Annotated in this window: 19 protein-coding genes; 8 read left to right on the top strand and 11 right to left on the bottom strand. The window is 73.5% G+C overall.

Annotated elements, in window-relative coordinates; all coding sequences use genetic code 11:
• Nucleotides 1-27: 27 nt before the first annotated feature.
• The 3 genes from ACFV9D_RS08620 to ACFV9D_RS08610 are packed head-to-tail and all read right to left on the bottom strand — an operon-like array spanning nt 28 to nt 2,917.
• Nucleotides 28-1,521 carry an MFS transporter gene (locus ACFV9D_RS08620; protein WP_385142948.1) on the bottom strand — a complete coding sequence of 498 codons (1,494 nt, stop codon included), beginning with the start codon at nt 1,519-1,521 and terminating at the stop codon, nt 28-30.
• On the bottom strand, nt 1,518-2,123 hold the full coding sequence (locus tag ACFV9D_RS08615) for an NAD(P)H oxidoreductase (protein WP_385142945.1): 606 nt from the start codon (nt 2,121-2,123) through the stop codon (nt 1,518-1,520). The genes ACFV9D_RS08620 and ACFV9D_RS08615 overlap by 4 nt, the downstream gene beginning before the upstream one ends.
• Before the next feature lie 38 nt (nt 2,124-2,161).
• Nucleotides 2,162-2,917: an SDR family oxidoreductase gene (locus ACFV9D_RS08610; RefSeq protein WP_385142942.1), complete on the bottom strand. Its 756-nt coding sequence runs from the start codon at nt 2,915-2,917 to the stop codon at nt 2,162-2,164.
• Between the two features lie 204 nt (nt 2,918-3,121).
• On the opposite strand from ACFV9D_RS08610, the gene ACFV9D_RS08605 reads away from it, so the two are divergent.
• The 5 genes from ACFV9D_RS08605 (at nt 3,122) to ACFV9D_RS08585 (ending at nt 12,437) form a co-directional block, all read left to right on the top strand.
• Nucleotides 3,122-6,385, top strand: a complete 3,264-nt coding sequence (locus tag ACFV9D_RS08605) for a BTAD domain-containing putative transcriptional regulator (protein ID WP_385142940.1) — start codon at nt 3,122-3,124, stop codon at nt 6,383-6,385.
• 206 nt (nt 6,386-6,591) lie between these two features.
• On the top strand, nt 6,592-7,038 hold the full coding sequence (locus ACFV9D_RS08600) for a GNAT family N-acetyltransferase (protein WP_385142937.1): 447 nt from the start codon (nt 6,592-6,594) through the stop codon (nt 7,036-7,038).
• Complete coding sequence (locus tag ACFV9D_RS08595) at nt 7,035-8,285, top strand: MFS transporter (protein ID WP_385142934.1); 1,251 nt, start codon at nt 7,035-7,037, stop codon at nt 8,283-8,285. The genes ACFV9D_RS08600 and ACFV9D_RS08595 overlap by 4 nt, the downstream gene beginning before the upstream one ends.
• A gap of 125 nt (nt 8,286-8,410) precedes the next feature.
• A complete protein-coding gene (locus ACFV9D_RS08590; RefSeq protein ID WP_385142931.1) occupies nt 8,411-12,082 on the top strand; it encodes a S8 family serine peptidase in 3,672 nt (1,223 codons plus the stop codon).
• A 175-nt stretch (nt 12,083-12,257) separates the two neighbouring features.
• Nucleotides 12,258-12,437, top strand: a complete 180-nt coding sequence (locus ACFV9D_RS08585; RefSeq protein WP_385142928.1) for a hypothetical protein — start codon at nt 12,258-12,260, stop codon at nt 12,435-12,437.
• A gap of 28 nt (nt 12,438-12,465) precedes the next feature.
• On the opposite strand, the gene ACFV9D_RS08580 is transcribed toward ACFV9D_RS08585, so the two are convergent.
• The 6 genes from ACFV9D_RS08580 to ACFV9D_RS08555 all read right to left on the bottom strand — a co-directional run bounded on the left by ACFV9D_RS08580 (nt 12,466) and on the right by ACFV9D_RS08555 (nt 20,477).
• On the bottom strand, nt 12,466-13,992 hold the full coding sequence (locus ACFV9D_RS08580) for a carboxyl transferase domain-containing protein (protein ID WP_385142926.1): 1,527 nt from the start codon (nt 13,990-13,992) through the stop codon (nt 12,466-12,468).
• On the bottom strand, nt 13,985-15,544 hold the full coding sequence (locus ACFV9D_RS08575) for an acyl-CoA synthetase (RefSeq protein ID WP_385142923.1): 1,560 nt from the start codon (nt 15,542-15,544) through the stop codon (nt 13,985-13,987). Before ACFV9D_RS08575 ends, ACFV9D_RS08580 begins: the two co-directional genes overlap by 8 nt.
• Before the next feature lie 50 nt (nt 15,545-15,594).
• On the bottom strand, nt 15,595-16,788 hold the full coding sequence (locus ACFV9D_RS08570; protein WP_385143216.1) for an MFS transporter: 1,194 nt from the start codon (nt 16,786-16,788) through the stop codon (nt 15,595-15,597).
• Between the two features lie 169 nt (nt 16,789-16,957).
• Nucleotides 16,958-18,484: a GAF domain-containing protein gene (locus ACFV9D_RS08565; protein ID WP_385142921.1), complete on the bottom strand. Its 1,527-nt coding sequence runs from the start codon at nt 18,482-18,484 to the stop codon at nt 16,958-16,960.
• Between the two features lie 36 nt (nt 18,485-18,520).
• Nucleotides 18,521-19,564: a rod shape-determining protein gene (locus ACFV9D_RS08560; RefSeq protein WP_385142918.1), complete on the bottom strand. Its 1,044-nt coding sequence runs from the start codon at nt 19,562-19,564 to the stop codon at nt 18,521-18,523.
• A 328-nt stretch (nt 19,565-19,892) separates the two neighbouring features.
• Nucleotides 19,893-20,477: a hypothetical protein gene (locus ACFV9D_RS08555; protein ID WP_385142916.1), complete on the bottom strand. Its 585-nt coding sequence runs from the start codon at nt 20,475-20,477 to the stop codon at nt 19,893-19,895.
• 122 nt (nt 20,478-20,599) lie between these two features.
• Here ACFV9D_RS08555 and ACFV9D_RS08550 point away from each other — a divergent pair, with 122 nt between their 5' ends.
• On the top strand, nt 20,600-21,427 hold the full coding sequence (locus tag ACFV9D_RS08550) for a hypothetical protein (protein ID WP_385142913.1): 828 nt from the start codon (nt 20,600-20,602) through the stop codon (nt 21,425-21,427).
• A 16-nt stretch (nt 21,428-21,443) separates the two neighbouring features.
• On the opposite strand, the gene ACFV9D_RS08545 is transcribed toward ACFV9D_RS08550, so the two are convergent.
• Complete coding sequence (locus ACFV9D_RS08545) at nt 21,444-21,878, bottom strand: MarR family winged helix-turn-helix transcriptional regulator (RefSeq protein WP_385142911.1); 435 nt, start codon at nt 21,876-21,878, stop codon at nt 21,444-21,446.
• Nucleotides 21,879-21,976: 98 nt separating this feature from the next.
• Between ACFV9D_RS08545 and ACFV9D_RS08540 the strand changes: the two genes are divergently transcribed.
• Nucleotides 21,977-22,996 (top strand): NADP-dependent oxidoreductase, encoded by a 1,020-nt coding sequence (locus ACFV9D_RS08540; RefSeq protein WP_385142908.1) that lies wholly within the window; start codon nt 21,977-21,979, stop codon nt 22,994-22,996.
• Nucleotides 22,997-23,059: 63 nt separating this feature from the next.
• A complete protein-coding gene (locus ACFV9D_RS08535) occupies nt 23,060-23,482 on the top strand; it encodes an organic hydroperoxide resistance protein (protein WP_385142905.1) in 423 nt (140 codons plus the stop codon).
• A 61-nt stretch (nt 23,483-23,543) separates the two neighbouring features.
• Here ACFV9D_RS08535 and ACFV9D_RS08530 read toward each other — a convergent pair whose 3' ends face one another.
• The gene (locus ACFV9D_RS08530; RefSeq protein WP_385142902.1) at nt 23,544-26,048 is read right to left on the bottom strand and encodes a M14 family zinc carboxypeptidase; all 2,505 of its coding nucleotides are present in this window, start codon (nt 26,046-26,048) and stop codon (nt 23,544-23,546) included.
• Nucleotides 26,049-26,067 lie beyond the last annotated feature (19 nt).

The following is a 26,067-nucleotide window of genomic DNA, read 5'->3' as shown; positions in this document are numbered from 1 at the left end:
AGGACAGGCCCCGCCTGCCCTGTGCGCCTAGTCGCCCGAGGCGATCCGCGGAACGCCTCGCAGCAAGACCGCCACCAGCACCGCCGTCAGCAGCGCGAACCCCGCGCTCAGTGCCGACGCCGACTGCAGAGCCGTCGTGAACGACTGCCGGGCCGTCGCGAGCAGCCCCTCGTCGGCCAGCGCGCTCGCCGCGCCCAGCGACTCGCGCGCCGCTGCCGGGGCGTCGCCCGGGATGCCGCTCCGGTAGACCGCGACCGCCACACTGCCGGTCACCGCGATACCCAGGGCCAGCCCCAGGTCGTACGCCGTCTGGCCGGTCGCCGCCGCCGCGCCCGCCTTCTCCGGCGGAGCCGCGCCGACCGCCAGGGCGGTGCCCAGCACACTGATCGGGGCCGCCCCGAACATGATCACCGCGAGGCCCAGGGAGGCCACGCCCACCCCGGCGGCCAGGGCGATCGCCGCGTACCCGGTCAGCGACACCAGCAGGCCGCCGATCAGGACGTACGCCGGGCGGAACCGGCGGGCGAGCACAGGGGTCAGCTGCGATCCCGCGATCAGCCCCACCGCCCCCGGCAGCAGCCACAGACCGGCCACCAGCGGCGACTGGCCGGCGACCGCCTGGAGGTACTGCGGGACCAGGTACTCCACCCCGTTCAGCGCGGTCATGCCGAGCAGCAGGGTGAGCAGCGCCCCCGTGAAGGCACGATCGCGGAAGAGCCGCAGATCGAGCAGCGGGGTGGCCAGCCGGTTCTGGCGGCGGACGAAGACCAGCGTGAGGGCGACGCCCCCGGCGAAAGCCGCGGCCGCCTCCGCCGTCGGGCCGTGCGAGGCCACCGACTTCACCCCGTACACCAGCGGCAGCACCGCCAGCAGGAAGAGCGCCACGCTCGGCACATCGATCCGGCCGGCTCCCCGATCGCGGTACTCCGGCAGCAGCACCGGCGCCGTGACCAGGGCGATCAGCATCACCGGCAGCCCGATCAGGAACACCGAACCCCACCACCAGGACGCCAGCAGCACCCCGCCCACGATCGGTCCGATCGCAAGACCGACCGAGAGCGCCGTCACCCACATCGCGATCGCGGTCGCCCGCTGCCGTGCGTCGGTGAACATATGGCTGATCAGCGCGAGCGTGGAGGGCAGCACGGCGGCGCCCGCCACGCCCAGCAGGGCGCGGGCCGCGATCAGCGTCTCCGGGTTCGGTGCGTACGCGGCGAGCAGCGAGGCCAGCAGGAAGCCCGCTGAGCCCGCCATCAGCAGCCGGCGCCGGCCGAGGCGGTCGCCGAGCGTACCCATGATGACCAGGGTGCCGGCGGTGAGGAAGCCGTAGATGTCGGTGATCCACAGCAACTGGGCGCTGCTCGGCCGCAGATCGGCCGCCAGGTACGGGGTGGCGAGCCACAGCACGCCGAGGTCGGCCGTCATCAGCGTCACGGGCAGGAGCAGCACGGCGAGTCCGAGCCACTGGCGGGCGCCGGCCTTCGCCGGTGCCGCCTCGGGAGGCGGCGCGGTCGTGGTCATCGCGACAGCCCTCCGTCCAACGCCGCGCCGGCCTCGACGAGCAGCTCCCGCACCCGCGCCGGGCGCAGATCCTTCGGCACGCCCGAGAGCTCGGTGCCGTACACGATCCGTACCGACGTGTCCCGGATCCCGCAGTACTCGGAGACGCCGACGCGCAGTTGGGTGTCGAGGACGGTGTCCAGGCCCAGTTGCTCGATCTCCTCCAGCGGATTGCCCATCAGGGCCAGCCACAGCATCCGCTTCGAGGCCAGGCGGGGCCTGCTGCGCCCGTACGCGAAGCCGTAGTTCCACACCCGGTCGATCCAGCCCTTGAGGACGGCCGGCGGCGCCATCCACCACACCGGGAAGACGATGACGATGTCGTCGGCGGCCAGGATGCGGTCCATGTGGGCGTGGACCTCGGGGGTGTAGGTCTTCTCGCGGTCCTCCCAGTCCGGTTCGTCGGCCGGGTGGAGGACGGGGTCGAAGCCCTCGGCGTACAGATCGAGTACGTCGACGGTCCCGCCCCCGTCCTTCAGCCGGGCGTGCACGAGGTCGGCGACCTGGGCGGTGAGCGAGTCGGGGCGGGGGTGGGCGTGGACGAGGAGGGTGTGGCGGGTCATGACGGCTTCCTTCCGGCGTGACGGGGCAGTGAGGGGGATCAGAGGCCGAGGCCGGAGCCGCCGCTCGCGTCGATGTTCTGGCCGGTCACCCAACGGGCGTCGTCCGAGGCGAGGAAGCCGACCACGTCGGCCACGTCCCCCGGCTGTCCCACCCGGTCGAAGACGGAGAAGCCGGCGGCGTGCGCCTTGGCGGCCGGGTCGGCCATCCACGGGTGGATGTCGGTCTCGATCGTGCCGGGGGAGACCGCGTTGACGGTGATGCCCCGGCCGCCGAGGGTCTGGGCGAGGGTGAGGGTCAGCACCTCGACCGCGCCCTTGGAGGCGGCGTACGAGGTCATGCCGGGGAAGGCGACCTTGGTGACGCCGGAGGAGATGTTGATGATCCGGCCGCCGTCGCGCAGCCGGCCGAGACCGTGCTTGACGATGAAGAACGGCGCCTTGGCGTTGACCGCGAACACCCGGTCGTAGTCGGCCTCCTCGACCTCGTCGATCGTGCCGGGGCCGGCGATTCCGGCGTTGTTGACGAGGATGTCGACGCCGTCGGCGTGTGCGTCGAAGGCCTTCCAGAGGGCCTCGGCGTCCCCGGGGACGCCCAGTTCGGTACGGATCGCGAAGGCGGCGCCGCCGGCCTCCTCGATCGCGGCGACCGTCTCCTTCGCGGCGGCCTCGTTGGACGCGTAGTGGACGGCGACGCGGGCGCCGTCGGCGGCCAGGCGCAGGGCGATCGCGCGGCCGATGCCGCGGCTGCCGCCGGTGACGAGGGCGGTCTTGCCGGTGAGGGTGGTGGGGGACATGGGTCTCTCCTCGGGTGTGGGGCGTTCGGCGTGTGGCCGGTGTGGCCGGTGTGGCCGGTATGGCCGCTGTGGCCTTCCGCCGGTGTGGCGTTCGCTTGACGGGGACGACTCTGCGGGGCGGCGGTTCGGGTTCGGCCCGGGACGTGTTCGGGTCCGGTTCGGACGGTGTTACGGCCCTGCTCAGGCGGGGGTTACGGTGGCCGCATGCGATTCGGGGTGCTGGGGGAGACGTCCGTACGGACCGAGGACGGGCGGGCCGTCCGCGTCCCGGAGCTCAAGGTGCGGGCCCTGCTCGCCTCGCTGCTCGTCGATCCGGGCCGGCCGGTCGCCACGCACCGGCTCGTGGACGACCTGTGGGGCGAGGAGCCGCCCGGCAACCCGCTGCGCGCCCTCCAGGCCAAGGTCTCCCAGCTCCGCCGCGTCCTGGAGGAGGCCGAGCCCGGCGGCCGCGACCTCGTCGCATCCCGCGCGCCCGGCTACCAACTGGTGGTGCCGGAAGGTGCTTTGGACTCCGGCTGGTTCACCGCGCTCGCCGCCCGCGCCCGTGCCGTACCCGATCCGGCGCGCCGGGCCGCGCTCTTCGCCGAGGCGCTGGAGCTGTGGCGCGGGCCCGCGTTCGCCGACTTCGCGGACGAACCCTTCGCCCGGGCGGCGGTGAACCGGCTGGAGGAGGAGCGGCTCGTCGTACGGGAGGAGGCGGCCGAGGCCCGGCTGGCTGCTGGGGAACACGCGCTGCTGGTGGGGGAGTTGGCCGAGCTCGTCGAGCGGAATCCGCTGCGGGAGCGGCTGCGCGCCACGCACCTGCGCGCGCTGTACCGCTCGGGCCGGCAGAGCGAGGCGCTGGCCGGGTACGAGGACCTGCGCGCCCGCCTCGCCGATGACCTCGGCCTGGACCCGAGCCCCGAACTGGTCGCCCTGCACGGGGCGATGCTTCGCCAGGACCCGGAGCTGGACGCGGTGCGGGTAGGCGCGGGGGTGGGGTCCGGGAGCGAGGACGGGGTCGGAATCCACGGACCGGCCGAGGCCGCAGCCGGTGCAACGCGGGGCGAGGCTCGGGGCAATGTGCCCGTGCCGCTCGCCGGGCTCGTCGGGCGCGAAGGCGCCGTCGTGGAGGTGTGCGGTCTGCTGGCCACCCGGCGGCTCGTCACGCTCACCGGGCCCGGCGGGGTCGGCAAGACCCGGCTCGCGGTCGAGGCGGCCCGGCGGGCCCGGGAGCACTTCCCCGACGGCGCCTGGCTCGTCGAACTCGCCGGAGCCCGGGGCGACCTGGCCGAGGTCGTGGCGGCCACCCTCGAACTGCGCGACGACGGCGTCTGGGGCGTCCTCCCGGAGGGTCCGATGGGCGGGGCGGAGCGGCTCGCCGCCGTCCTGCGGGGCAAGCGGATGCTGCTCGTCCTCGACAACTGCGAGCACGTGATCGACGAGGCCGCCGCGCTGACGGAGCTGCTCCTGCGCACCGTTCCCGACCTGGTGGTGCTGACGACCAGTCAGGAGCCCCTGGCCCTCGCCGGGGAGACGCTGTGGGCGGTGCCGCCGCTCGACCTCTCCGGGGCGGTCGAGCTGTTCGTCGCACGGGCGACCGCCTCCGCTCCCGGCTTCGCGCCGGACGCGGCCCAGACCGCCGCCGTGGAGGGCATCTGCCGGCGCCTCGACGGCGTACCGCTCGCCCTGGAACTGGCCGCCACCCGGGTGCGGGCACTCGGCGTCCACCGGCTGCTCGAACGGCTCGACGACCGGTTCCGGCTGCTCAGCGCGGGGCAGCGGGGCGCGCCGGCCCGGCAGCAGACGCTCCGCGCGGTCATCGACTGGAGCTGGGAGCTGCTGCCCGACCCCGAGCGCGCGGTCCTGCGGCGCCTCGCCGTGCACGCGGAGGGCTGCACGCCGGAGGCGGCGGAGGAGGTCTGCGGGGGCGGCGAGGTGGCGCCCGAGGACGTACTCGACCTGCTCGTACGGCTGGTGGACCGCTCGCTCGTCGTCACCGTGGACGGCAAGGACGGCCCCCGCTACCGGCTGCTCGAGTCCGTCGCGGCGTACTGCGTGGAGCGGATGCGGGAGGCGGGCGAGACCGAGGCCGTACGGGAACGGCACCTCGCGTACTACACGCGGCTCGCCCGGACGGCCGAACCGGAGCTCCGCGGGCACGGGCAACGGGAGTGGCTGGCCCGCCTGGACGCCGAGAGCGCGAACCTGCGCGCGGCCCTGGACCGGGCGGTGCAACAGGGCGCGGCGCGGGAAGCGCTGGGGCTCGTGGACGCCCTCGGCTGGTACTGGATCAGGGGCGGGCGGCTCGGCGAGGCGATCCGCTCGGTGAACGCGGCCCTCGGGACGGACGGCGGTGACGCCCGGCTGCGCGCCAGGGTCGAGGTCTGGCGGACCGGTCTGGCGGTCATGAGCGGCGACGGGACCGACCGGCGGCAGCGGATCGAGGGGGCGCTCGCGGCGTACGACGCGGCGACGCCCGGTGGGGCGCCCGCCCCCTGGCCGCGGTGGTTCCTGGCCCACGCGCTGTGCGGCACCGGAGGGCAGAGCGAGGGCGAGGAGCTCACCGGGGAGGCGCTCGAAGGGTTCCGGGAACATGGCGACCGGTGGGGTGAGGCCGCAGCGCTCGCGGACCGGTCCGTCCAGCGGCTCCTCAGAGGGGACCTGGCCGGCGCGGAGGCCGACGCCGCCTCGGGCTCCGAGCTGTTCGCGCGGCTCGGCGACGCGTGCGCGGGGCTCTGGTCCGTCTACCCGCTGGCCACGGTCGCGGAGATCCGCGGCGAGTACGAGCGGGCCGCCCGGCTCAGGCGCGCCGCCCTGGACGCGGCCCGGAGCTTCGGGCTGACCACCGACGTGCCCGATCTGCTGTCGGGCCTCGGCCGGACAGCCCTGCTCATGGGGGATCTGGCGCAGGCCCGTGCGTACCACCAGGCGGGGCGGGAGAAGGCCGTCGAGGTCGGTTTCCGGGCGGGCGAGATCAACGCGGTCCTCGGGCTCGGGCTCGGCGCCCGCCGCGAGGGCCTCCTGGAGGAGGCCGAAGGGCATTTGCGGGAGGTCCTGGACTGGCACCGGCTGGTCGGGCTCGACGGCGCCAACGCGCTGATCCTCGCCGAGCTGGGCTTCGCGGCCGAGCTGCGCGGCGACGCGGAGGCGGCGCTGGCGCTGCACGAGGAGGGGTACGCGACGGCGCTGACGACCGGGGACCCGCGGGCGGTGGCGCTGGCGCTGGAGGGGTTGGCGGGAGCGGGGGCCCTGGCGGGCGGCGCGGTGGGGGCGGCGGTGTTGTTGGGGGCCGCCGCCGCGTTGCGGGCTTCTACGGGGGCGCCGTTGCCTGCGGCGGAGCGGGGGGATGTGGAGCGGGTTGCCGCGGCGGCCCGGGGGGCCCTTGGGGAGGAGGCCTTCGAGGTCGCCCACGCGCGGGGAGGGGGCCTTTCGCCGGAGGCGGCCGTGGCGGAGGCGCGGAGGGCCTTGGGCGAGCCGGTCCCGTAAGCGTGCCGCTCGTCGTGGGTCGTGCCCACCCTCCCCCAGACTCCGTCCGGGAGGACCCCCAGCCCCAGCGGAACAGATGCCCACAACGGTGGGGGGATCGTCGTGGCGGTCCGCCTCGGCGGGGCGTATGCCCACAAGGGGGGCGGGCGGGTGGCGGAGAGGATTTTGTAAGGACTCAATCCCTACCCCGCCCCTATACTCGTCCCATGTCGTCCCTCACCATCCGGCGGGCCACCGCCGACGACTCCCGTCGTCTCACGCGTCTCGTCCGGAAATCCGCCGCCTACCGTGGTGACTACGCCTCCATGGTCGACGGCTATGTCGTCGGAGGGACGTACATCGAGCACCACCCCGTCTTCGTCGCCGTCGACGCGCACGACCGGGTCCTCGGGTTCTACGCCCTCCTTCTCGACGAGGCCGAGCTCGATCTCGCCTTCGTCGCCGACGAGGCCCAGGGGCGGGGCATCGGGCGGCTGCTGATGGACCACATGGTCGGGCAGGCCCGCGCCGCCGGGCTCGTGTCCATACGCGTCGTCGCGCATCCGCCCGCCGAGGACTTCTACCTGCGGACCGGCGCCCGCCGCACCGGCACCGTGGAGCCCGCCGGGCGGATCCACTGGGCCAGGCCCGAGCTCCGGTACGACGTCGCGTGAGCGCCACCGAACAGGCCGACCGCCGACGCGTCTTCGCCGACCTCACCCCGCTCCGGACCTCCGCGCACTACCGCCGCCTCTGGTTCGGCAACACCGTCTCCTGGGTCGGCCAGGGCATGACCGCGCTCGCGGTCTCGCTCCAGGTGTACGACATCACCCGCTCGCCGTTCTCCGTCGGCCTCGTCGGGCTGTTCTCGCTCGTGCCGCTGATCGTCTTCGGGCTGTACGGCGGCGCCATCGCCGACACCGTCGATCGCCGCAAGCTCGGGCTCGCCAGCGCCACCGGCTCCGCCGTGCTGTCCGCCGCCCTCGCCGCGGCCGCGTTCGCCGGCTTCCACCGGGTCTGGTTCCTGTACGCGATCGTGGCCCTGCAGTCCGTCTGCGCCGCGCTCAACTCGCCCGCCCGGACCTCGATGATCCCGCGCCTGCTGCCGCCCGAGCAGCTGCGCGCCGCCAACGCGCTCAACTCGATGACGATGACCTTCGGCACGCTCGTCGGCCCCAGCCTCGGCGGTCTCATCGTCGGCGTCGGCGGCTTCCAGACCGCGTACCTCATCGACGCCGTCGCCTTCTCCGCCGCCCTCTACGCGATGTGGCGGCTGCCCTCCATGCTTCCCGAGCGGACCGGTACCAAGCGCGCCTCCGTCCTCGACGGGCTGCGCTTCCTCGCCACCCGGCCCAACCTGCGCATGACGTTCTTCTCGGACTTCTGCGCCATGATCCTCGCCCACCCCCGTGCTCTCTTCCCCGTCGTCGCCGTCCTCTGGTACGACGGTGACGCCACCACCACCGGCCTTCTCGCCGCCGCCCCCGCCGCCGGGGCGCTCCTCGGCGGGGTGCTCAGCGGCTGGCAGGGGCGCATCCGGCACCACGGGCAGGCGATCCTGCTCGCCGTCGCCTGCTGGGGCACCGCGATCGCCGTCTTCGGGCTCACCCGCGACCTCTGGCTCGGGCTGCTCCTGCTCGCCCTCGCCGGTTACTCCGACACCGTCTCCATGATCTTCCGCAACACGATGATGCAGGTCGCGGCCCCGGACGAGATGCGCGGCCGGCTCCAGGGCGTCTTCATCGTGGTCGTCGCGGGCGGGCCGCGGCTCGGCGACTTCCTCGCCGGTTCGGTCGCCGATCTGACCTCCCCGGCCGTCGCCATCACCGGTGGCGGTATCGCCTGTGTGCTCGCGATCGGTGTCCTTGCCCTGTACGGGCGGGGTTTCCGCCGATACGACGCCCTCAACCCGACCGCCTGAACTGGCGGTTGGCCGCCACGGCACATAGCCGCCAGGCCGTTCCGTATTCAACCGCCTCCGTCAGGAACAGACTCCTCGGCGACGCCCGGAACCACCCCTTCCCCCGGGTGTCGAGGAGTGCGTCGATGATCAGACCTTCCGCAGGAGGAAGGGCCGGGCTGCTCGCCGCCGGCATCTCCCTGGTGCTGCTCTCGGCAGGGCAGACCGCCGCTGCCGGGGGGACCACCGCCCCCGCCGTACCCGACACCTTCAAGGGCGCCGCGGCCCAAAGCGCCACCGTCACGCTCGTCACCGGCGACCGGGTCACCGTCACCGAACTGGGCGGCGGCAGGAAGACCGTCACCGTCGACCGGGCCAAGGGCGCGACCGGAGCCGTACGCAGCGACATATCCGACGGGCAGATCACCGTCGTCCCCGACGAGGCCCGCCCCTACCTGGCATCCGGTGTCCTGGACAAGCGGCTGTTCGACGTCAGCGGCCTCATCGAGCAGGGCCTCACGGACGAGCTGCCGCTGATCGTCACGTACGGCAAGGGCGCACGCGCCGCCGCGCCGCACGGCACCGAGACCGTCCGCGCGCTGCCCAGCATCGGCGGCGCGGCGGTGGAGGCGACGGATCCGGCCGCGTTCTGGCGGTCGTTCACCTCGCCCACCACGCGCTCGGCGGGCGGGAAGGTCTGGCTGGACGGCCGGGTCGAGGCCACCATGGCCCAGTCCAACGCCCAGATCGGCACGGCCAAGGCGTGGGAGGCCGGACTCACCGGCAAGGGTGTCAAGGTCGCCGTCCTCGACACCGGCGCCGACCTCACCCACCCCGACCTCGCCGGCCGGGTCGCCGAGTCGAAGTCGTTCATCGAGGGACAGGAGGTCGCCGACCGCAACGGCCACGGCACGCACGTCGCCTCCACCGTCGGCGGCAGCGGCGCCGGTTCCGAGGGCGCCGCGGAGAAGGGTGTCGCGCCCGGCGCGACCCTCGCCGTCGGCAAGGTGCTCAGCGACGAGGGTTCCGGCAGCGAGTCCGAGATCATCGCCGGCATGGAGTGGGCCGCCAAGGACATCGACGCGAAGATCGTCTCCATGAGCCTCGGTTCGCGTGAGGCCAGTGACGGCACCGACCCGATGGCCCAGGCCGTGAACACCCTCACCGCCGAGACCGGCGCGCTGTTCGTCATCGCCGCCGGCAACAGCGGCGCCCCCGGCTCCATCGGCTCGCCCGGCGCCGCCGACTCCGCGCTGACCATCGGCGCCGTCGATTCCGCCGACGAGGCCGCGTACTTCACCAGCCAGGGGCCGCGCTTCGGCGACCAGGCCCTCAAGCCCGACCTCTCCGCGCCCGGTGTCGACATCCTGGCCGCCCGCTCCCAGCTGGTCTCCGGCAGCGGCCTCTACACCTCCATGAGCGGTACGTCGATGGCGACCCCGCACGTCGCCGGTGTCGCCGCGCTCCTCGCCGAGCAGCACCCCGACTGGACCGGCGCGCAGCTCAAGAACGCCCTGATGTCCTCGTCGAAGACGCTCACCGACTCCGCCTACGCGCTCGGCGCCGGCCGGGTCGACGTGGCCGCCGCGATCGCCGCGAACGTCACCGCCACCGGCTCCGCCGACCTGGGCTTCTTCGCCTGGCCGTACGAGGCGAACAAGCCGGTCACGCAGACCGTCACGTACTCCAACCACTCCGACGCCGCCGTGGAGTTGAACCTCGCCGTCGAGGGGATGCCCGCGGGCGTCGCGACCCTCGCCGATACGAGGCTGACCGTCCCGGCCCACGGCACCGCGCAGACCACGGTCACCAGCGACGGCACAAAGGCCCCGGTCGGCAACTCCTCCGGCCGGATCGTCGCCTTGGCCGCCGGCACGCCGGTCGCGCACACCGCGCTCGGCCTGGTGAAGGAGGAGGAGCGCTACACCCTCACCGTCCACGTCAAGGACCGGGACGGCGCCCCGACCCCGGCCTACCTGGGCGTCCAGCGCCTGGCAGAGGGCTCCGACCCGTTCCCGGCGATCGTCGGCGAGTCCGGCACCCTCGAACTGCGCCTGAAGCCCGGCACGTACACCGTCGACACCTTCCTCGACGTGCACGGCTCCAAGGGCAAGGACTCGCTCGGCCTCGGCTTCCTCACCGACCCGGAGATCGTCCTCGACCGCGACCGCGAGATCACCCTCGACGGACGGCAGCTGAAGGAGATCCGGGCCGAGGTCGACAAGCGGACCCAGACTCGCCAGCTCCTGATGGAGTTCGACCGGGACGCCAACGGGGCCTCCTACGGGGGCGCCGTCCGGGTGCCGATCAAGTACGACTCGATCTTCGCCGCGCCGACGGCCAAGCCCGCCACCGGAAGCTTCGAGTACCGCACGGTCTGGCGGCTCGGCACGCCAGGCATTGAGGCCGGCACGGACGGCGGCCGGCTCTCCGAGATCGTCCGGCAGCCCGGCACGGCCCCCCTCAACGGCCAGTCGCGGCGCGCGCTCGTCGACGCGGGCACCGGAACCGCCGCCGAGTACGCGGGCAAGGACGTGAAGGGCAAGGCCGTTCTGGTCCGCGCCGGGGCACTGACGCCCGTCGAGATCGCGCAGATCGCCCAGGACGCGGGCGCCGCGTTCCTGTTCGTCACGGACGACGCTCGGGGCCGGCTGAACACCTGGTTCGGCACCGCCGACTTCCAGGAACGGCCGCTGACCGTCGGCACCGTCAACGCCGCCGACGGCGCCCGGCTGGCCTCGGCCGCCGCGCGCGGACAGAGCGTCGACCTGACCGGCACGCCGTACCCCTCGTACGTCTACGACCTCTCCGAGGGCCACCCCGGCGCGATCCCGGCCGACGGTCTCGTCTTCCGGCCCGACGAGGACGAACTGGCCACCATCCGCTCCACGTTCCACATGCCCACGGGCAAGAAGGAGCTCGGCGGCGAGTTCCGCTACTCGATCACCGACACCTTCCCGATCGGCTTCGGATTCAAGGAGTACATCGCCTTCCCGACCGAGCGCACCGAGTACGTCTCCACCGGCCGTGGCCAGGGCTGGCACGAGTCGGTCGACCTCGCGGACTCCCTCGAACAGCGCGGCGGAATCGTTTCCTACCGGCCGGACAGCACGACGCACCGCGAGTGGTTCAAGCCCGTCTGGCACCCGTGGCTCGGCACCGGGCTCGGCTGGGGCCAGGAGCGGACCGGCAACAGCCTTCGGTTCAACACCCCCGGCTGGGGCGACTCCGGCCCCGACCACACCGGCTTCGGGAACGTGTGGAGCGACGACTCGATGACCCAGTTCACCGAGGTGTACGTGAACGGGACCCGCGTCGACCGCAGGATGAGTTCCGGTGCCTACGCCTGGGACGCCCCGGCGGAGGAGGCCGAGTTCAAGGTCGTCACCGACACCACGCTCGACCCGGCGCGCTGGCGGCTGTCGACCAAGGGCCACGCCGAGTGGACCTTCCGCTCCAAGGAGACCCCGGAGGACCGCTCCACCTTCCTCCCGCTGATCAACCTCGGCTTCGACGTCGACACCGACCTCAAGGGCGATGTGCGCGGCGGAAGCCGGGTGCCGGTCGGGATCTCGGCGGAGTACGTGAAGGGCGCGCCCGACACCGGCACGATCGGCGGCGGCGCGCTGGAGGTCTCGTACGACGACGGCAGGACCTGGCAGAAGGTCGCCCTCAAGAAGTCGTGGCGCGCCGCGTCCTGGACGGGTGAGCTGCGGGTGCCGGACGGCGCGCAGTACGTCTCCTTCCGGGCGGGTGCGTCCGACGACCGCGGTGGCGCGGTCAAGCAGGAGATCATCCGGGCGGTGGGGGTGAAGTAGCGCGGACCGACGGCCGGCGGGCACCCCGGGGCATGCCCTGGAGCGCCCGCCCGACTGCCGGGTGACGACCCCTCGGATGGGTCACCCCGTGCCCCGAACGCCCGTCAGCGTTTGCCGCTGTCCTATGCCACGGCCAGGCTCCGAGGTGAGCAACCCCGCTCATCAGGAGGTTTTCATGCGCAAGACCATTGCCACGCTCGCCCTGGCCGCCGCCGCCGTTCTCGCCGGCTCCGGTATGGCCCTCGCTCACGAGGACCCCGAGTACGGCGACAGCGACGTGTACTTGGTGGAGCACGGTCCCGTGGACGTCACGATCTTCGTCTGCGGCGACTTCAGCGCCTGCCAGGGTGACTGATCGTTTCACGAGCCAGCACGAAGCCCCCTCACGCCGAGGGGGCTTCGTGCTGCCCGACGATCCCGCGCACGATCCCCAGCTCCACCAGGTCCTGAGGCCGCAGCCGGAGCTGGTCGGCGGTGGCCGGGGCCTGCTCGGGTGTCCGCTTGAGGATCGCCGAGGCGAGCTCCGGGGCGATGACGGAGAAGTAACCGTCGGGCGTGGCCCAGGTGTTGTCCCGCGCGGCCAGCGCCAGTGCACCGCCCGAACCGCCCTCGCCGACCAGGAGCGACGTCACCGGGACTCGCGCCTCGGCGACCGCGGTGAACGCGTCCGCGATCGCCGGGCCCGCCCCGGCCCGCTCGGCCTCGGCGTCGTTGGCGGCGCCGGGCGTGTCGATCAGCGTGAGCACGGGGATCCCGAGCCGGTCCGCGAGCCGCACGAGCCGTGCGACGGTCCGGAAACCCGCCGGGCGGGTCGCCGAGCCGTCCTGCGCGGCGTACGCGACGGTCCGACCCTCATGAAGCCCGAACCCGCACTCGACCCCGGCGTCCACCCCGCCGGCCCGGTCCCCGCGGACGGTCGCCCGCGCGGTGAAGTACGCGTCCAGATAGGCCCCGGCGCGCGGCCGGTCGCCGCCCCGGGCCCGTACGACGGCCTCCCACCCGGTGCCGGGCGGGGCGACTTCCGCGAGCGCGCGGGGCGGGGGAGCGGGCGCGGGCGCCGGGTGCGGCGCGTCGTCGGTCGTCCCGCCGGGCGCGCCGCCGGCCATTGCCCCGGACGGCTCCCTGGCCGTGGCCCCGGGTGGTGCGCCGGGCGCGCCGCCCGTCAGGTCCCCGGACGGTTCGCCGGGCTCGGCCCCGGGTGACTCCCCAGGCCGCAGGCCGTCGGGCTCGGTGCCGCCCGTCAGTAGGCGTAGCCACAGGGAGAGGGTCGACCGCAGGGCCGACGGGGCGACGAGTGCGTCCACATGGCCGTGCTCCCACTGGCTCTCGGCCGTGTACGCGGCCGGGTCGGCGTCCTGTGGGCGGACCCGCGAGCCGGCGAACGCCACCTGGGCCGAGGGGAGCGCGAGCACGACGTCCGCGCCCGCGCCGACCGTCGCCCAGCCGCCGCCGGTGGACGGGTCGCGCAGGACCGTGACATGCGGGACCCCGGCCCTCCGCAGCCGTACGGTCGCCTCCGCCACGCGCTGGAGCTGGGCGAGGGCGATCATGCCCTCCTGCATCCGGCTGCCGCCCGTCGCCACGAGCGAGACCAGCGGGATCCGGTCGGCGACGGCCGTGCGGTACGCGGCGACGAGCCGGTCCCCGGCCGCCCGCCCGAGCGAGCCGCCGAGGAAGCCGAACTCGAAGGCGACCAGGACCACGCGGTGACCGCCGATCCTCGCCGTGCCGTACAGGACGGACTCCTCCTCGCCGGTCTTCCCGGCGGCACGCGCGCGTGCGGCGTCGTACCCGGCCCAGCCGATCGGCCCGTCCGGGAGCGCCGGCACGTCGGTGGCGGGGGTCCGCAGCGGGGTGAAGTCGTCGGTGACCAGCGCGATGGCCTCGCGGGCCGTGCGGCGTTCAGCCATGGAGGGCCTCCGGGAGCGCCTTCTTCAGAAGCTTGCCCATGTCGTTGCGGGGCAGCGCGCGCAGGAAGTGGACGGTGCGCGGGCGCTTGTGCGGGGCGAGCAGCCCGGCGACATGGTCCGCCAACTCCTCGGCCGTCGGCGGCTTCTCCGCGTCCGCCGGCACCACCCAGGCCACGATGCGCTCCCCGAGGTCGGGGTCCGGGGCACCGGTCACCGCGGCCTCCCGCACCGCGGGGTGGTCCAGGAGCGCGTTTTCTATCTCGCCCGCGCCGATCTTGTAACCGCCGCTCTTGATCAGGTCCGTGGCCTTGCGGCCCACGATCCGTACGTACCCGTCGGGTTCCCGTACCGCCATGTCCCCGGTGCGGAACCAGTCCCCGTCGAACGCGGCCGCCGTCGCGTCCGGCCGGTTCAGATACGCGCTGAACAGGTTCGGGCCCCTGACCTGGATCTCGCCGACGCTCTCCCCGTCGTACGCCCCGAGCTCCGTGCCGTCCTCCTCCACCAGGCGCAGCTCCACACCGTGGAGCGGGAGCCCGACAGACCCCGGCCGGGGCTCGGAGCCCACGGGGACGGAGGTGTTCATCAGCGTCTCGGTCATGCCGTACCGCTCGATCACCGTCCGGCCCGTCGCCGCCGTGATCCGCTCGTGGTCGTGGACCGGCAGCGCCGCCGAGCCGGAGACCAGCAGCCGCGCCTCGGCCAGCGCCCGTACCAGCGCCGGATCGTCGGCCAGAGCGTCCGCGATCCGGTGGTACATCGTCGGTACGCCGAACAGCATCGTGCCGCCGCCCGCACCGAGCTCACGGGCCACGCCCGCCACCGAGAACGCGCCGAGGTGCCGGACCGATCCGCCGCGCCGCAGCGGGCCGAGGATCCCCAGTATCAGGCCGTGGACGTGGAAGAGCGGCAGCGCGTGGACGAGGACGTCGTCCGCGGTCCACGCCCAGGCGTCCTCCAGGGCGTCGAGAGAGGCGGCGATCGCACGGCGGGAGAGGACGACACCCTTGGGCGGCCCGGTGGTGCCGGAGGTGTAGACGATCAGCGCGGGCGACTCGGGTCCGGCGCCGCCGCCTTCGACGACCACCGACCCTCCCCCCGCCCCGCCGGGCCGGACGGCCGCGTCGGCCTCGTGCCGGCCGGCACGTCCGGCCGCGTCCCGCATTCCGTCGCCGCCGGGCCGGACGGCCCCGCGCGGTCCCCGCACCTCCACGTCGATCCGTGGCAGCCCAGCGAGCCCCGCCGGCAGGTCGTCCGCCGCGCCCGCCAGGACCGCGCCCGGGGCGCTGTCCCCGATGATGTGCGCCAACTCCCGCTCCCCGGTGCGCGGGTTGAGCGGGATCGCCGGTACGCCGGCCAGCAGCGCGGCCACCACGGCGACCGCGGTCCGCTCGGTGGGGGTCGCCCAGACGGCCACCCGGCCCGCGTCCTTGATCCGCGCGGCCTGCTCGCTCGCGGCGGCGGCCAGTTCGCCGTAGGTCAGGGCGTCCGCGCCGAAACGCAGTGCGGGCCGGTCCGAGCCGGCCACCAGGGCCGGGAAGAGCGCGCTCAACGGTCGTCCTCCTCGCGTAGCGGGATGCCGAGAGGCATTCTTCTCGCCCGTCAGGTGCGGCGCGCTGCGACCTTGCTCACCTCCGGGGCCGGGCCGGCGCCGCTCTCCTCCGTCGGCCGGATCGTCCGCATCCGCCCGTACGCGTACACGCAGCCGGCGAGCGCCAGGTCGGACAGGAGCATGAAGCCGATCGAATAGGAGTCCTTGGCGCTGTAGATCGCGCCCATCACCAGCGGCGGCACGAAACCGCCGAGCCCGCCCATCGCGCCGACGATGCCGGTGACACTGCCGACCTGCGGCTGCGGGGTGACCTGGGAGACCAGCGCGAACACCGAGCCGCTCGCCGTGCCGAGTCCGGCCGCCATGCACAGCAGGGCGATCGTGCCGCCCGGGTTCAGCGGCGGGTCGAAGGCCTGCACGATGGCGAGGAGCGCGACGAAACCGAGCGCGGCGGCGGTGACGAGGGCCGGGTGGATCCGGTCCGAGAGCCAGCCGCCGATCGGCCGGAAGACGACCGTGACCAGCGCGAATCCGGCGGCCTTGGTGCCGGCGTCGGTCGGGTCGAGCTCGTACCAGGTCTTCAGATACGTCGGCAGGTACACCCCGAACGCAACGATGCCGCCGAAGCCGATCGCGTACAGCGCCGACAGCTCCCAGGTCACCCGCAGCCGGCCCGCCTTGCCCAGCCGCGTCGCGAGGGAGGCCGTGGGGACCGGCCGGTCGGGGCGGTCGGTGATCAGGAACACGGCCAGGACGGCGTACGCGGCGAGCGCGATCGCGACGACGACGAACGGCAGGTTCTCCCCGTGCTTGGCGATGCGCGGTGTGAAGTAGCCGGAGAGCGCCACACCGCCCATGCCCATGCCGAAGACACCGAGCGCCAGGCCCCGTTTGGCAGGCGGGAACCAGGAGTTGACCAGCGGGATGCCGATGGCGAAGGTCGTGCCGCCGAGGCCGAGGAGGAAACCGACGGCCAGCATCGCGCCGTACGAGTTCTTCGCCGGGATCAGCAGCAGGACGGGCACGATCGTGAGCGCCGACACCAGCGGGAACATCACCTTGGCGCCGTAGCGGTCGGTGAGCGCGCCGGCCGGGATCCGGCCCAGCGAGCCCACCAGGACCGGGATGGCGACGAGCAGCGACTGCTCGAAGGAGCTGAGCTTCAGCCGGTCTCCGTACGAACCGGCCAACGGTGCGATCAGGTCCCACGCCCAGAAGGTGAGCGCGAAGCCGATCGTGGCCATGACGAGGTTCCGGTAGGCGGCGCCGGAGGGCTTCTCGAGGGTGTCCACCTGACCAGTCAAGGTCGCGACGCCGGACGGAGCGCGCCGGATTGGGCCATCCGGGGCCGGGGTGTGAGTGCGCCGGCCAGGGACTGTCCGGCGGATCGTGGCCGGGGCCGCCGGACAGACCCTACGGCCAGTTCACCGTCGTGGGCGGCCGGCCGTCGTCCGCCACCACCAGGTGCGGGCCCTCCTGGGTCGCCGCCACCTCGACCGTGATCGCCGTGACGCCCGGCCGGCGGTAGGCCGCAGCCAGCGCGCCGCGCAGCGCGGCGAGGAGCAGCTCGGCGTCGGCGTCGGCGATCAGGGTGTCGACGGCGCCCGAGAAATGCACCGAGGGCGGGAAGCCCAGCAGGACCGCCGCGCCGCCCGTCTCGCGCAGCACGCGCCCCCGGAAGGTCGTCGGCGCGTCGGCGGGCGGCTGCTGGAGGGCGAAGATGGTCGTCCGTACCTCCTGGATCGTGGAGTCCAGCTCGTCCACCGCCTGCCCGAGCAGCGCGTTCTCGTCGGTGGACTCCGCCGCCCGCCGCCGGGTCGACTCCAGCATCATCTCGGTGGCGAACAGTCGCTGTACGACGAGGTCGTGCAGGTCGCGGGCGATCCGGTCGCGGTCCTTGTACACCGCCAGCTGTTCCCGGTTGTGCTGCGCGTCCGCCAGGACCAGGGCCAGCGCGGCCTGGGAGGCGAACTGCGAGGCGAGCAGGCGGTCCACCGCCGTGTACGGTCGCCCGCCGCGCCGCCGGGGGAGAGCGAGGGTGCCGATGAGGCGGCCGCCGCTCTGCAGCGGCAGCATCATCGAGGGCCCGAACCGCGAGCGTACGTGGGTGGTCATCCGCGGATCGGTGGCCGAGTCCTCGACGAACACCGGTTCACCGCCGAGCAGTTGTGCCAGGACCGGTGAACCGGGCGCGATCGTCGTCCCGACCAGATCGCCCGGGTCGTCCACCGTCGAGGCCGCGACGATCTCCATCCCGCCCTGCTCGGTGGGCTGCAGGACGACGCCGGCCGAGGCGTCCGCGAGCAGCCGCGCCCGCTCGGCGACCGTCATCAGGGCGTCCGCCGCCGGTTCCCCGGCGAGCAGGGCCGTCGTCACCGCGGCGGCGCCCTCGATCCAGCGCTCGCGCTGCCGGGCGGTCTCGTACAGCCGGGCGTTGCCGATGGCGATCCCGGCCTGGGAGGCGAGGACCCGCAGCAGGGCGAGGTCCTCCTCGGTGAACGGCCCCCCGCGCTTCTCGGTGAGATAGAGATTGCCGAAGACCTCGGTGTGGACGCGGATGGGCACGCCGAGGAACGAGCGCATCGCCGGGTGGCCCTCCGGGACCCCGCTCGAGCGCGGATCGGCCGTCAGGTCGTCGATCCGCAGCGGCTGCGGGTCCTGGATCAGGACGCCGAGGAGCCCCGTGTGTCCGTCGGGGAGCCGGGGGATGCGTCGCCGCTCGGCCTCCGTCATCCCGGCGGTGAACAGCTCGGTGAGCCGGTGGCGCTCGGGGTCGACGACCCCGAGCGCTCCGTAGCGGGCGCCGGTCAGTTCGGCGGCGGAGTCCACGATGTGCTGGAGCGTGACCCGCAGTTCGAGATCGGTGCCGACACTCAGGACCGCTTCCAGCAGCATCGGCAGACGGGGTGCCGGTTCGTCGGCCTGGTCCATGAGTGACATGGGCTCATTGTCGTACAAAGGGGCGGAATGGAGTGATCATTCCGAGTCGGACAGCGGGTCGAGGACCATCGGCTGGATCTTGCCCTCCAGCATCGCGCCGAGCCCGAGGATCGCGCACACGTCCGGCCGCTCGGCGATGTGCACCGGCATCCCGGTCGCCTCGCGGAGCATCTGGTCGAGCCCGGGGAGCAGGGCGCTGCCGCCGACCATCATGATGCCGCGCTCGGCGAGGTCGGCCACGAGGTCGGGCGGGCACTCCCGCAGGATCTTGCCGATGCCGTCGAGCACGGCGGTCAGCGGGGTGTGGATCGCCTCGCGTACGGCGGCGGTGTCGACGGTCACCGAACGGGCGAGGCCGGTGGCCACGTCGCGGCCGTGGATCTCGGTGGAGGTCGGACCCTGAAGGGTCAGGCCGTTGCCGCTGAGGGCGAGTTGCAGCGGGCGGACGGACTGGCTGGGGAGCATCAGCTCGTGCTGGTGGCGCAGGTGCTGGATGACCGCGTGGTCGATCGCATCGCCGCCCACCGGGATCCGCTGGGCGGTGACGATGGAACCCAGCGAGAGGACGGCGACCTGCGTGGTCGCCGCCCCGCAGACCATGATCATGGTCGCGGTGGGCTGCTCGACGGGGAGTCCGCAGCCCACGGCCGCCGCGATCAGGGTGTCGACCAGCTCCACCCGCCGGGCGCCGAGCCCGACGAGGGTCTCCACGGCGGCGCGCTGGGCGAGCGGGTCGCTGTCGTGCGGGGTGCAGGCGGCGGCGCGCAGCCGGGGCTTGCGGCGCAGCTGGCGGCGGAGCTTCTCGCCGAGGAGGTGGCGGAGCATCCGCTGGGCCATCTCGATGTCGACGACGGTGCCGCCGGAGACGGGGCGGGCGACGCGGATGTAGTCGGGTGTGCGGCCGGTCATCTTCTCGGCCAGCGCGCCGACGGCGATCAGCGCGCCGGTACGGGTGTTCACAGCGGCGACGCTCGGCTCGTCGACGACGAGTCCGGCGCCCTTGACGAAGACGCGGGTGCGGGCGGCCCCCAGGTCGACGGCGACATGGCAACGGCGCAGCTGCTCAAGGCTGACGGTCACGGCTGATCCTCCGGAGTGCGGTGCTGGCACGGAGCGAGGTGGTACGCCGTCCTGTTCCGGCGTTCTGATCGCATCGTGCGACCGGCACCGGCGCAGCGCGCGCTGGGCTGAGCCGCCCGGGGGTGCGGTCCACCTGACGGCGGGTCAGTGCGGGGTCGGGTGCGGAGGCCGTGCGGTTCCGCTCGCGGGTATGGCAGGGCCGTGACGGCTCCGGTGCCGGCGGGGCTCGCCCGGCGGCGTCGCACATGCCGACCGGCTCGGCGGCACGTGCCCACCCGGTCGGCGTCGCACATGCCCACCGGTTCGGCGGCGGCGGTGTGGGCCGCGCTCAGAGCAGGCGTTGCAGCAGGCCCCAGGTGAACTCGGCGGCGCGCGGGGTTCCGTCGGGGAGGGTGAAGTCCAGGCGCAGCCGGGTGGGTGCGCTGCCGTCCCGGGCCCGGGACGGCGGGAAGGCGTTGCCGACCTCGGCGATGGTGCAGCTCCAGGGCAGGAGATCGGCCTCGGTGCGCAGCTCGGGCACGGGGGAGCCGGGGGCGCGGACCAGCCCGCTGCCCCAGACCGCCGACGCGGTACGACGGCCGCGCGCGGCGGGGCCGCCGGACGCTCCCACGATCACCTGCCAGCGCAGCGCCGGCCAGAGCGGAAGCTCCCACTCCAGGAGTTCGGCGCCGAGCTCGGGGACCGCGCGGCGGGCCACGGGCTCGCCCAGGACCGAGCGGTAGCGGGCCAGTTCGCCGGGGCCCCGGCGGGCATGGGTCCACGCCTGCCAGCGCCGGTTCGCCTCACGCGACTCGGCCCGGGTCGCCCCCAGCCGCCGGAGCGCGTCCTCGACCAGATCCGGCTGGTGGTCGGCCATACGGCGCAGCAGGACGAGCTGGAACTCGCGTGGCCCGAAAGGCTCGGACGGTGTCATGAGCCCATCCTGCCCGAAGCGGGAGAATCGCGACGACACGCCGACGACCTGGGGTTTCCTCACAGGATCCTCACGTTCCCGCCTACCTCCGGTGTCCTGTCGACACATACTCTGCGGCAGCCATGGACTACTGCCACCAGTGCCGACGGCACCTCAACGGCGCACTTGCCTGCGCCGGATGCGGGACCCCCGTCGAGGAGCTGCGGTACGAGACCCCTCAGCCGGCCGCGCGCGCCGTCGCGCCCGAGCGCGTCGAGCGCGTCGAGTACGTCGAGCACGGTGGGCGTGTCGAGCACGACGAGCGGGCGGAGTACGTCTACGAACTGGACCCGCTGGAGCCGCCGCGTGCGAGCGCCCCGGGCGGTCGTGCCGCGCGCCGTGGCGCGGCGTCCGGTCGGGCCGGTGCCCGCCGCAGCCGGCGGGCGCGCAGCCGCAAGGGGCGCAACGTCCTGGTGGGCACGCTCGGTCTCGTCCTCGCGGCGGGCGCGCTGAGCATGGCCAAGCTGGCCCTGGAGCCCCCGGACGAGGGCGGTGCCGCCACCGCCGTACAGGAGGAGGAGGTCGTCGAGACCTCGCTGCCGCCGGTGCCTTCGGAGACTGCCACGCCGCCGGACGGGACGACCCCGATCGAGGTGACGAAGTCCGCCGCCCCCAAGGACTCGGACGCGCCCGCGCCCGGCCACACGGGCATACCGGGCCAGGAATCCGGCGGATCCGGGGGCGGGAACGGCTCCGGAAGCGGGGGTGGCCAGGGCGCGGGCGGCGGTCAGGGGGATCCGTCGAGCGCCCCGCCGACCGGTTCGCCGTCCGCGTCGCAGCCCGGTCCCACGCCGACCGCCACGGGCAGCGGCAGCCCGACGGCGACGCCGCCGGGCGGTCCGCCCGCGCCGACGACACCGACGCCCACGCCGAGCCCCGAGCCGACCTGCTGGCTCTTCATCTGCTGGTAGGTCGCCGAGGTCGGCGCTAGAGCACGTCCTCGCCCAGCATCCGCTTCAGCAGATCCCGCAGCAGCGTCCGCTCGACCTCCGTGAGCTGCCCGAGCGGCTCGCGCGCGAAGTCCAGCGACTCCCGCAGCCGGTGCGCGGTGTCCAGCCCCTCCGGCGTGGGCGCGGCCAGCTTGACGCGGCGGTCGGCCGGGTCGGGGCGGCGCTCCACCAGGCCGCGCGATTCGAGCCGGTCGACGATTCCCGTGACGTTCGACGGCTCGCACTGCAGCTTCTGGGCGATCTTCCGCATCGGGACCGGCTCCAGGGAGAGGAGCCCGAGCACCCGGGCCTGGGCGCCGGTGAGCGTGTGCTCCGCGGCAGCCTGCTCGTACTCCTGGTGGTACCGCGCCACGACCGTGCCGATCAGCTCGACGACTTCGAGGGTCAGGGGGTCTGTGCGTGAGGTGGCCATGGGATCCATCGTACCCAGATACTTGACAACATGAAATATCCAGGCGCATGGTTGTTTCAGGTAGTGAAGTAATTTTCTGTTTCCAGGAGGTTGTACCGATGTCCGCACTTCCCACGTCCAGCCGTGAGTGGCACCTTGTCGCCCGTCCGCACGGCTGGCCCACCCCCGCGGACTTCGCGCTCCGTGAGACCCCCGTCACCGCGCCCGCGGAGGGCCGGATCCTGGTCAGGAACCTGCACTTCTCCGTCGATCCGTACATGCGCGGCCGGATGAACGACGTGAAGTCCTACATCCCGCCGTTCAAGCTCGACCACCCCATGGACGGCGGCGCGGTCGGCGAGGTCATCGCGTCGAACGCGGAGGGCTTCGCCGTCGGCGACCACGTCCTGCACGGCCTCGGCTGGCGTGAGTACGCCGATGTGCCCGCCCAGCACGCCACGAAGGTCGACCCGGAGCTCGCGCCCCTCTCCAGCTACCTCGGCGTCCTCGGCATGACGGGCCTGACCGCCTACGCCGGTCTCTTCGAGGTCGCCTCCTTCAAGGAGGGCGACGCCGTCTTCGTCTCCGGCGCCGCCGGCGCCGTCGGCAGCCAGGTCGGCCAGATGGCGAAGCTCAAGGGCGCCTCCCGGGTCATCGGCTCGGCCGGCTCCGACGAGAAGGTCAAGCTCCTGGTGGAGGAGTACGGCTTCGACGCCGCCTTCAACTACAAGAACGGCCCGGTCAAGGACCAGCTCCGCGCGGCCGCCCCGGACGGCATCGACGTCTACTTCGACAACGTCGGCGGTGACCACCTCGAAGCCGCGATCTCCTCGCTCAACGTGCACGGTCGCGCCACCATCTGCGGCATGATCGCGCAGTACAACGACACCGAGCCGGTGCCGGGCCCGCGCAACATGGCCATGATCATCGGCAAGCGGCTGCGCCTCCAGGGCGTCCTCGTCGGCGACCACTACGGCATGCAGCAGCAGTTCGTCGAGGAGGTCGGCGGCTGGCTGCGCTCCGGCGAGCTGAAGTACGGCGAGACCTTCGTCGAGGGCATCGAGAACGGCGTGGAAGCCTTCCTCGGCCTGCTCCGCGGGGAGAACACCGGAAAGATGATCGTTTCGGCGACCCGCTAGTCTTCCCTCAGCCGTCGCGATCGTGGGCGCGAGTCGCGGCGAACCAGCAGAAGGAAGACGCAGATGTCCATACAGCAGTCCGACGTCCTGTACACCGCCATCGCCACCGCCGAGAACGGGCGCGACGGCCGTGTCGCCACGGACGACGGCCAGCTCGACGTCGTCGTGAACCCGCCGAAGGCCATGGGCGGCTCCGGCGCGGGCACCAACCCGGAGCAGCTCTTCGCCGCCGGTTACAGCGCCTGCTTCCAGGGCGCGCTGGGCGTCGTGGCCCGCAACGAGAGCGCCGACATCTCGGGCTCGACGGTCACCGCCGAGGTCGGCATCGGCAAGAACGACGACGGCTTCGGGATCATCGTCAAGATCTCGGCGACCATCCCGAACGTGGACGCCGAGACCGCGAAGAGCCTGATCGAGAAGGCCCACCAGGTCTGCCCGTACTCCAAGGCGACCCGCGGCAACATCACGGTCGAGCTCGCCGTCTGATTTTTGCGCGTACGCTTGATGAGGGCCGCACCCCGACCGACCGGGGTGCGGCCCTCTCGCGTCACCGCACCAGCAGAGCCCGCCCGACCTGCGCGAACACACCCTTCGGGTGGTCACGGAAGAGCGGCTCCGTGCCGAAGAGGACCACCGGCGCGCCATGCACCGCCGTCCCGCTGATCACCGACGCCCGCCCGGCCGCGTCCGCCGGACCACCCCGGCCGTCGGCCCCGGCCCGCCAGTGCCCGGAGACGAGCGGATCGGCCGCCGCGTACGACTGATCGGTCCGCACCCCCGCCCCCAGCCCGGTGAACCACAGCGGCGAGTAGACGAAGCTGTGCCCGGGAGCGCCGCCGGTGACCGCACCGCCCGCGTTGCGGACCGTCACCACGCCGTTCGCGTCCCCGTTGCCCGCCACGGCCGTGGCCGGGAGCAGCCCCGCCGCCGCGTTGAACGCCGCGCCCGCCGGGCCGACACCCACCACACCCGCGCCGCTCGCCCGCAGCGCCTCCCGCGCGGCCGGGGTGAGCTCCCCGTACTCCAGCCCCCGCGACACGAACAGCACCCGCGCCGCCGACCAGTCGAAGCCCGCGTTCAGGATCTCCGTCGAGACCGGTACGACCTCGAAGCCCATCTCGCGCAGCGCGAACAGCTCACCGGCCGACACCGAGGCCGCGACCCTGGTCCGTTCCAGCGGCGCCGTGCCCCGCTCCTTCGTGGCCCGGAACACCACCCCGTACCGGTCCGCGAGCACCCGCGCCGCGCCCCGGGCCGACGCGGGCACCACCGCCGAGCCGTCGGCCGTCCGGCGCACCTTCACCCCCTGCGCAAGCAGCGCGTTGACCGCGGCCAGCTCCTTCGGGTCGTCGAGCCGCAGTAGCAGGTCCCCGAAGGGCGCGACCGAGCCCGTGGGGGCCGCCGCGTGGACCGTGCGCACCACGGGGGGCACCGGACCGTGCTCGACCTTCCGTACGGTCGCGCCCCACAGCAGCCCGAGGCTCCAGCCGGAGATGTCGTACATCGTCGACACGTCCGCGCTGATGTCCCGGCCCTCCGCCAGGATCACGTTCGCCATCCCGCGCTTGGGCTGGCGCATGTCGACGACGTACGAGCCTTCGGCGGTCCGCCCGACCCGCACGTCGTTGGCGACCAGATGGTCCACCAGTCGCGCGGCCGCCACCGCCGACCTCTGCGAGCGCCCCGCCGGGATGACGTACGCGCGCGGGAAGGTGGTCGTGTAGACGTCCTCCGGGCCGATCCCCGGCACCCCCGGCACGGTCTCCTCGGACACCGGCCGCTGCGCCTCGCCCGACGCGCCCCGCCGGAACGTCTCGATCTGGTCGGCGAGCACCGACGCGCGATGCGTGTCCGTGTGGTCGAGCGTGGCACGCATCGCCGCGCCCGCGATGTCGACGTTGATCGCCGCCCGGCGCCGCAGCTCGGCCTCCGGCAGCGTGTCGTAGGCCTGGTTGTTCACCGTCATCGGGAACTCGATGGTGTGCGCGGCCACCGCGCCCTGGAACGGCATGTACTGCGGGGTGAAGATCGGCGGCCAGTCGTCCCAGCCCTCCTTCTCGTCGCGGAAGGGGATGACCGCCGGCCGGACCCCGTCCTTCGCGGGCGTGTAGCCGAGACCGTTGACGGCCTTCTCCATGCCGAGCGCGTTGGCGTAGGAGTGCTTCAGGAACAGGTCGTACTCGTAGTTCTCGCCGTGCGGCGGGGTCGTCGGCTCGATCAGGGTGCCGTTGACGTACCCGTGCAGATCCAGCATCACGGCCGGCTGCTTGTCGATGGCGATCCGCCGGATGGCGCGCGCCTCGGGCTGCGAGGCCGTGACGAAGTCCCGGTTGAGGTCGAAGCCGTTGCCGTTGGCGCGGGTTCCGGCGATCCGGCCGTCCGGGTTGGCCGTCACGTTCAGGTACACCCGGGTCCGCGCGAGCAGCCCGGCGGTCTTGCGGTCGGTGGCGGTGGCCAGCTCCTCGATGAGCTCCAGGGCCGCGTCCGTGCCCTCCCACTCGTTGCCGTGGATGTTGTTGTTGATGAAGACGGGCGTCTTGTACGCGGCCTTGAGGCGGGTGTCCTTGGCCGCGGCGGCGGGCGCGTTCTCGATGCGCTCGCGCATCCGCTCCTGCTCGCGGGTCTCCCGGGCGCTCTCCGGGGCGGTGACGGTGACCAGATACAGCTCGTGCCCGCCCGCCGAACGCCCGGCGACCTCGACGCTCACCCGGTCGCCCAGCTTCTGCAGCGCGTTGAGACGCGGGGCGAGGGAGTGGTACGGAGCGAGGCCGAGCTTGATCGACTTGTCGGCCGGGTCGGCGGGCGGGACCGCGAGGGTGGTACGCCGCGGGTAGCCGCCGTCCCGGCGGAGAGGGGAGTCCGTCAGGGCGGGGGAGCGCGCCGAGAAGGTGCGCGGCGGCGCGGACGAGGTGTCCCGCCCGCCCCCTTCGCGTACGGGACCGGGCTCCTGCGCCCGGCCGGGCGCGGCGCTCGCCGGCAGCGCGGTGAGGGCCAACGCGCCGAGGAGCGTGCCGCAGAGGGTGGTGATCAGGACGGGTCCGGGTTTCGCCATACGTACGCAACCTCCGTGA

Source organism: Streptomyces sp. NPDC059875 (assembly GCF_042731085.1).
GTDB lineage: Bacteria > Actinomycetota > Actinomycetes > Streptomycetales > Streptomycetaceae > Streptomyces.
Note: the sequence above shows the minus strand (reverse complement) of the source record. Positions and strands in the feature narration are given on the sequence as shown.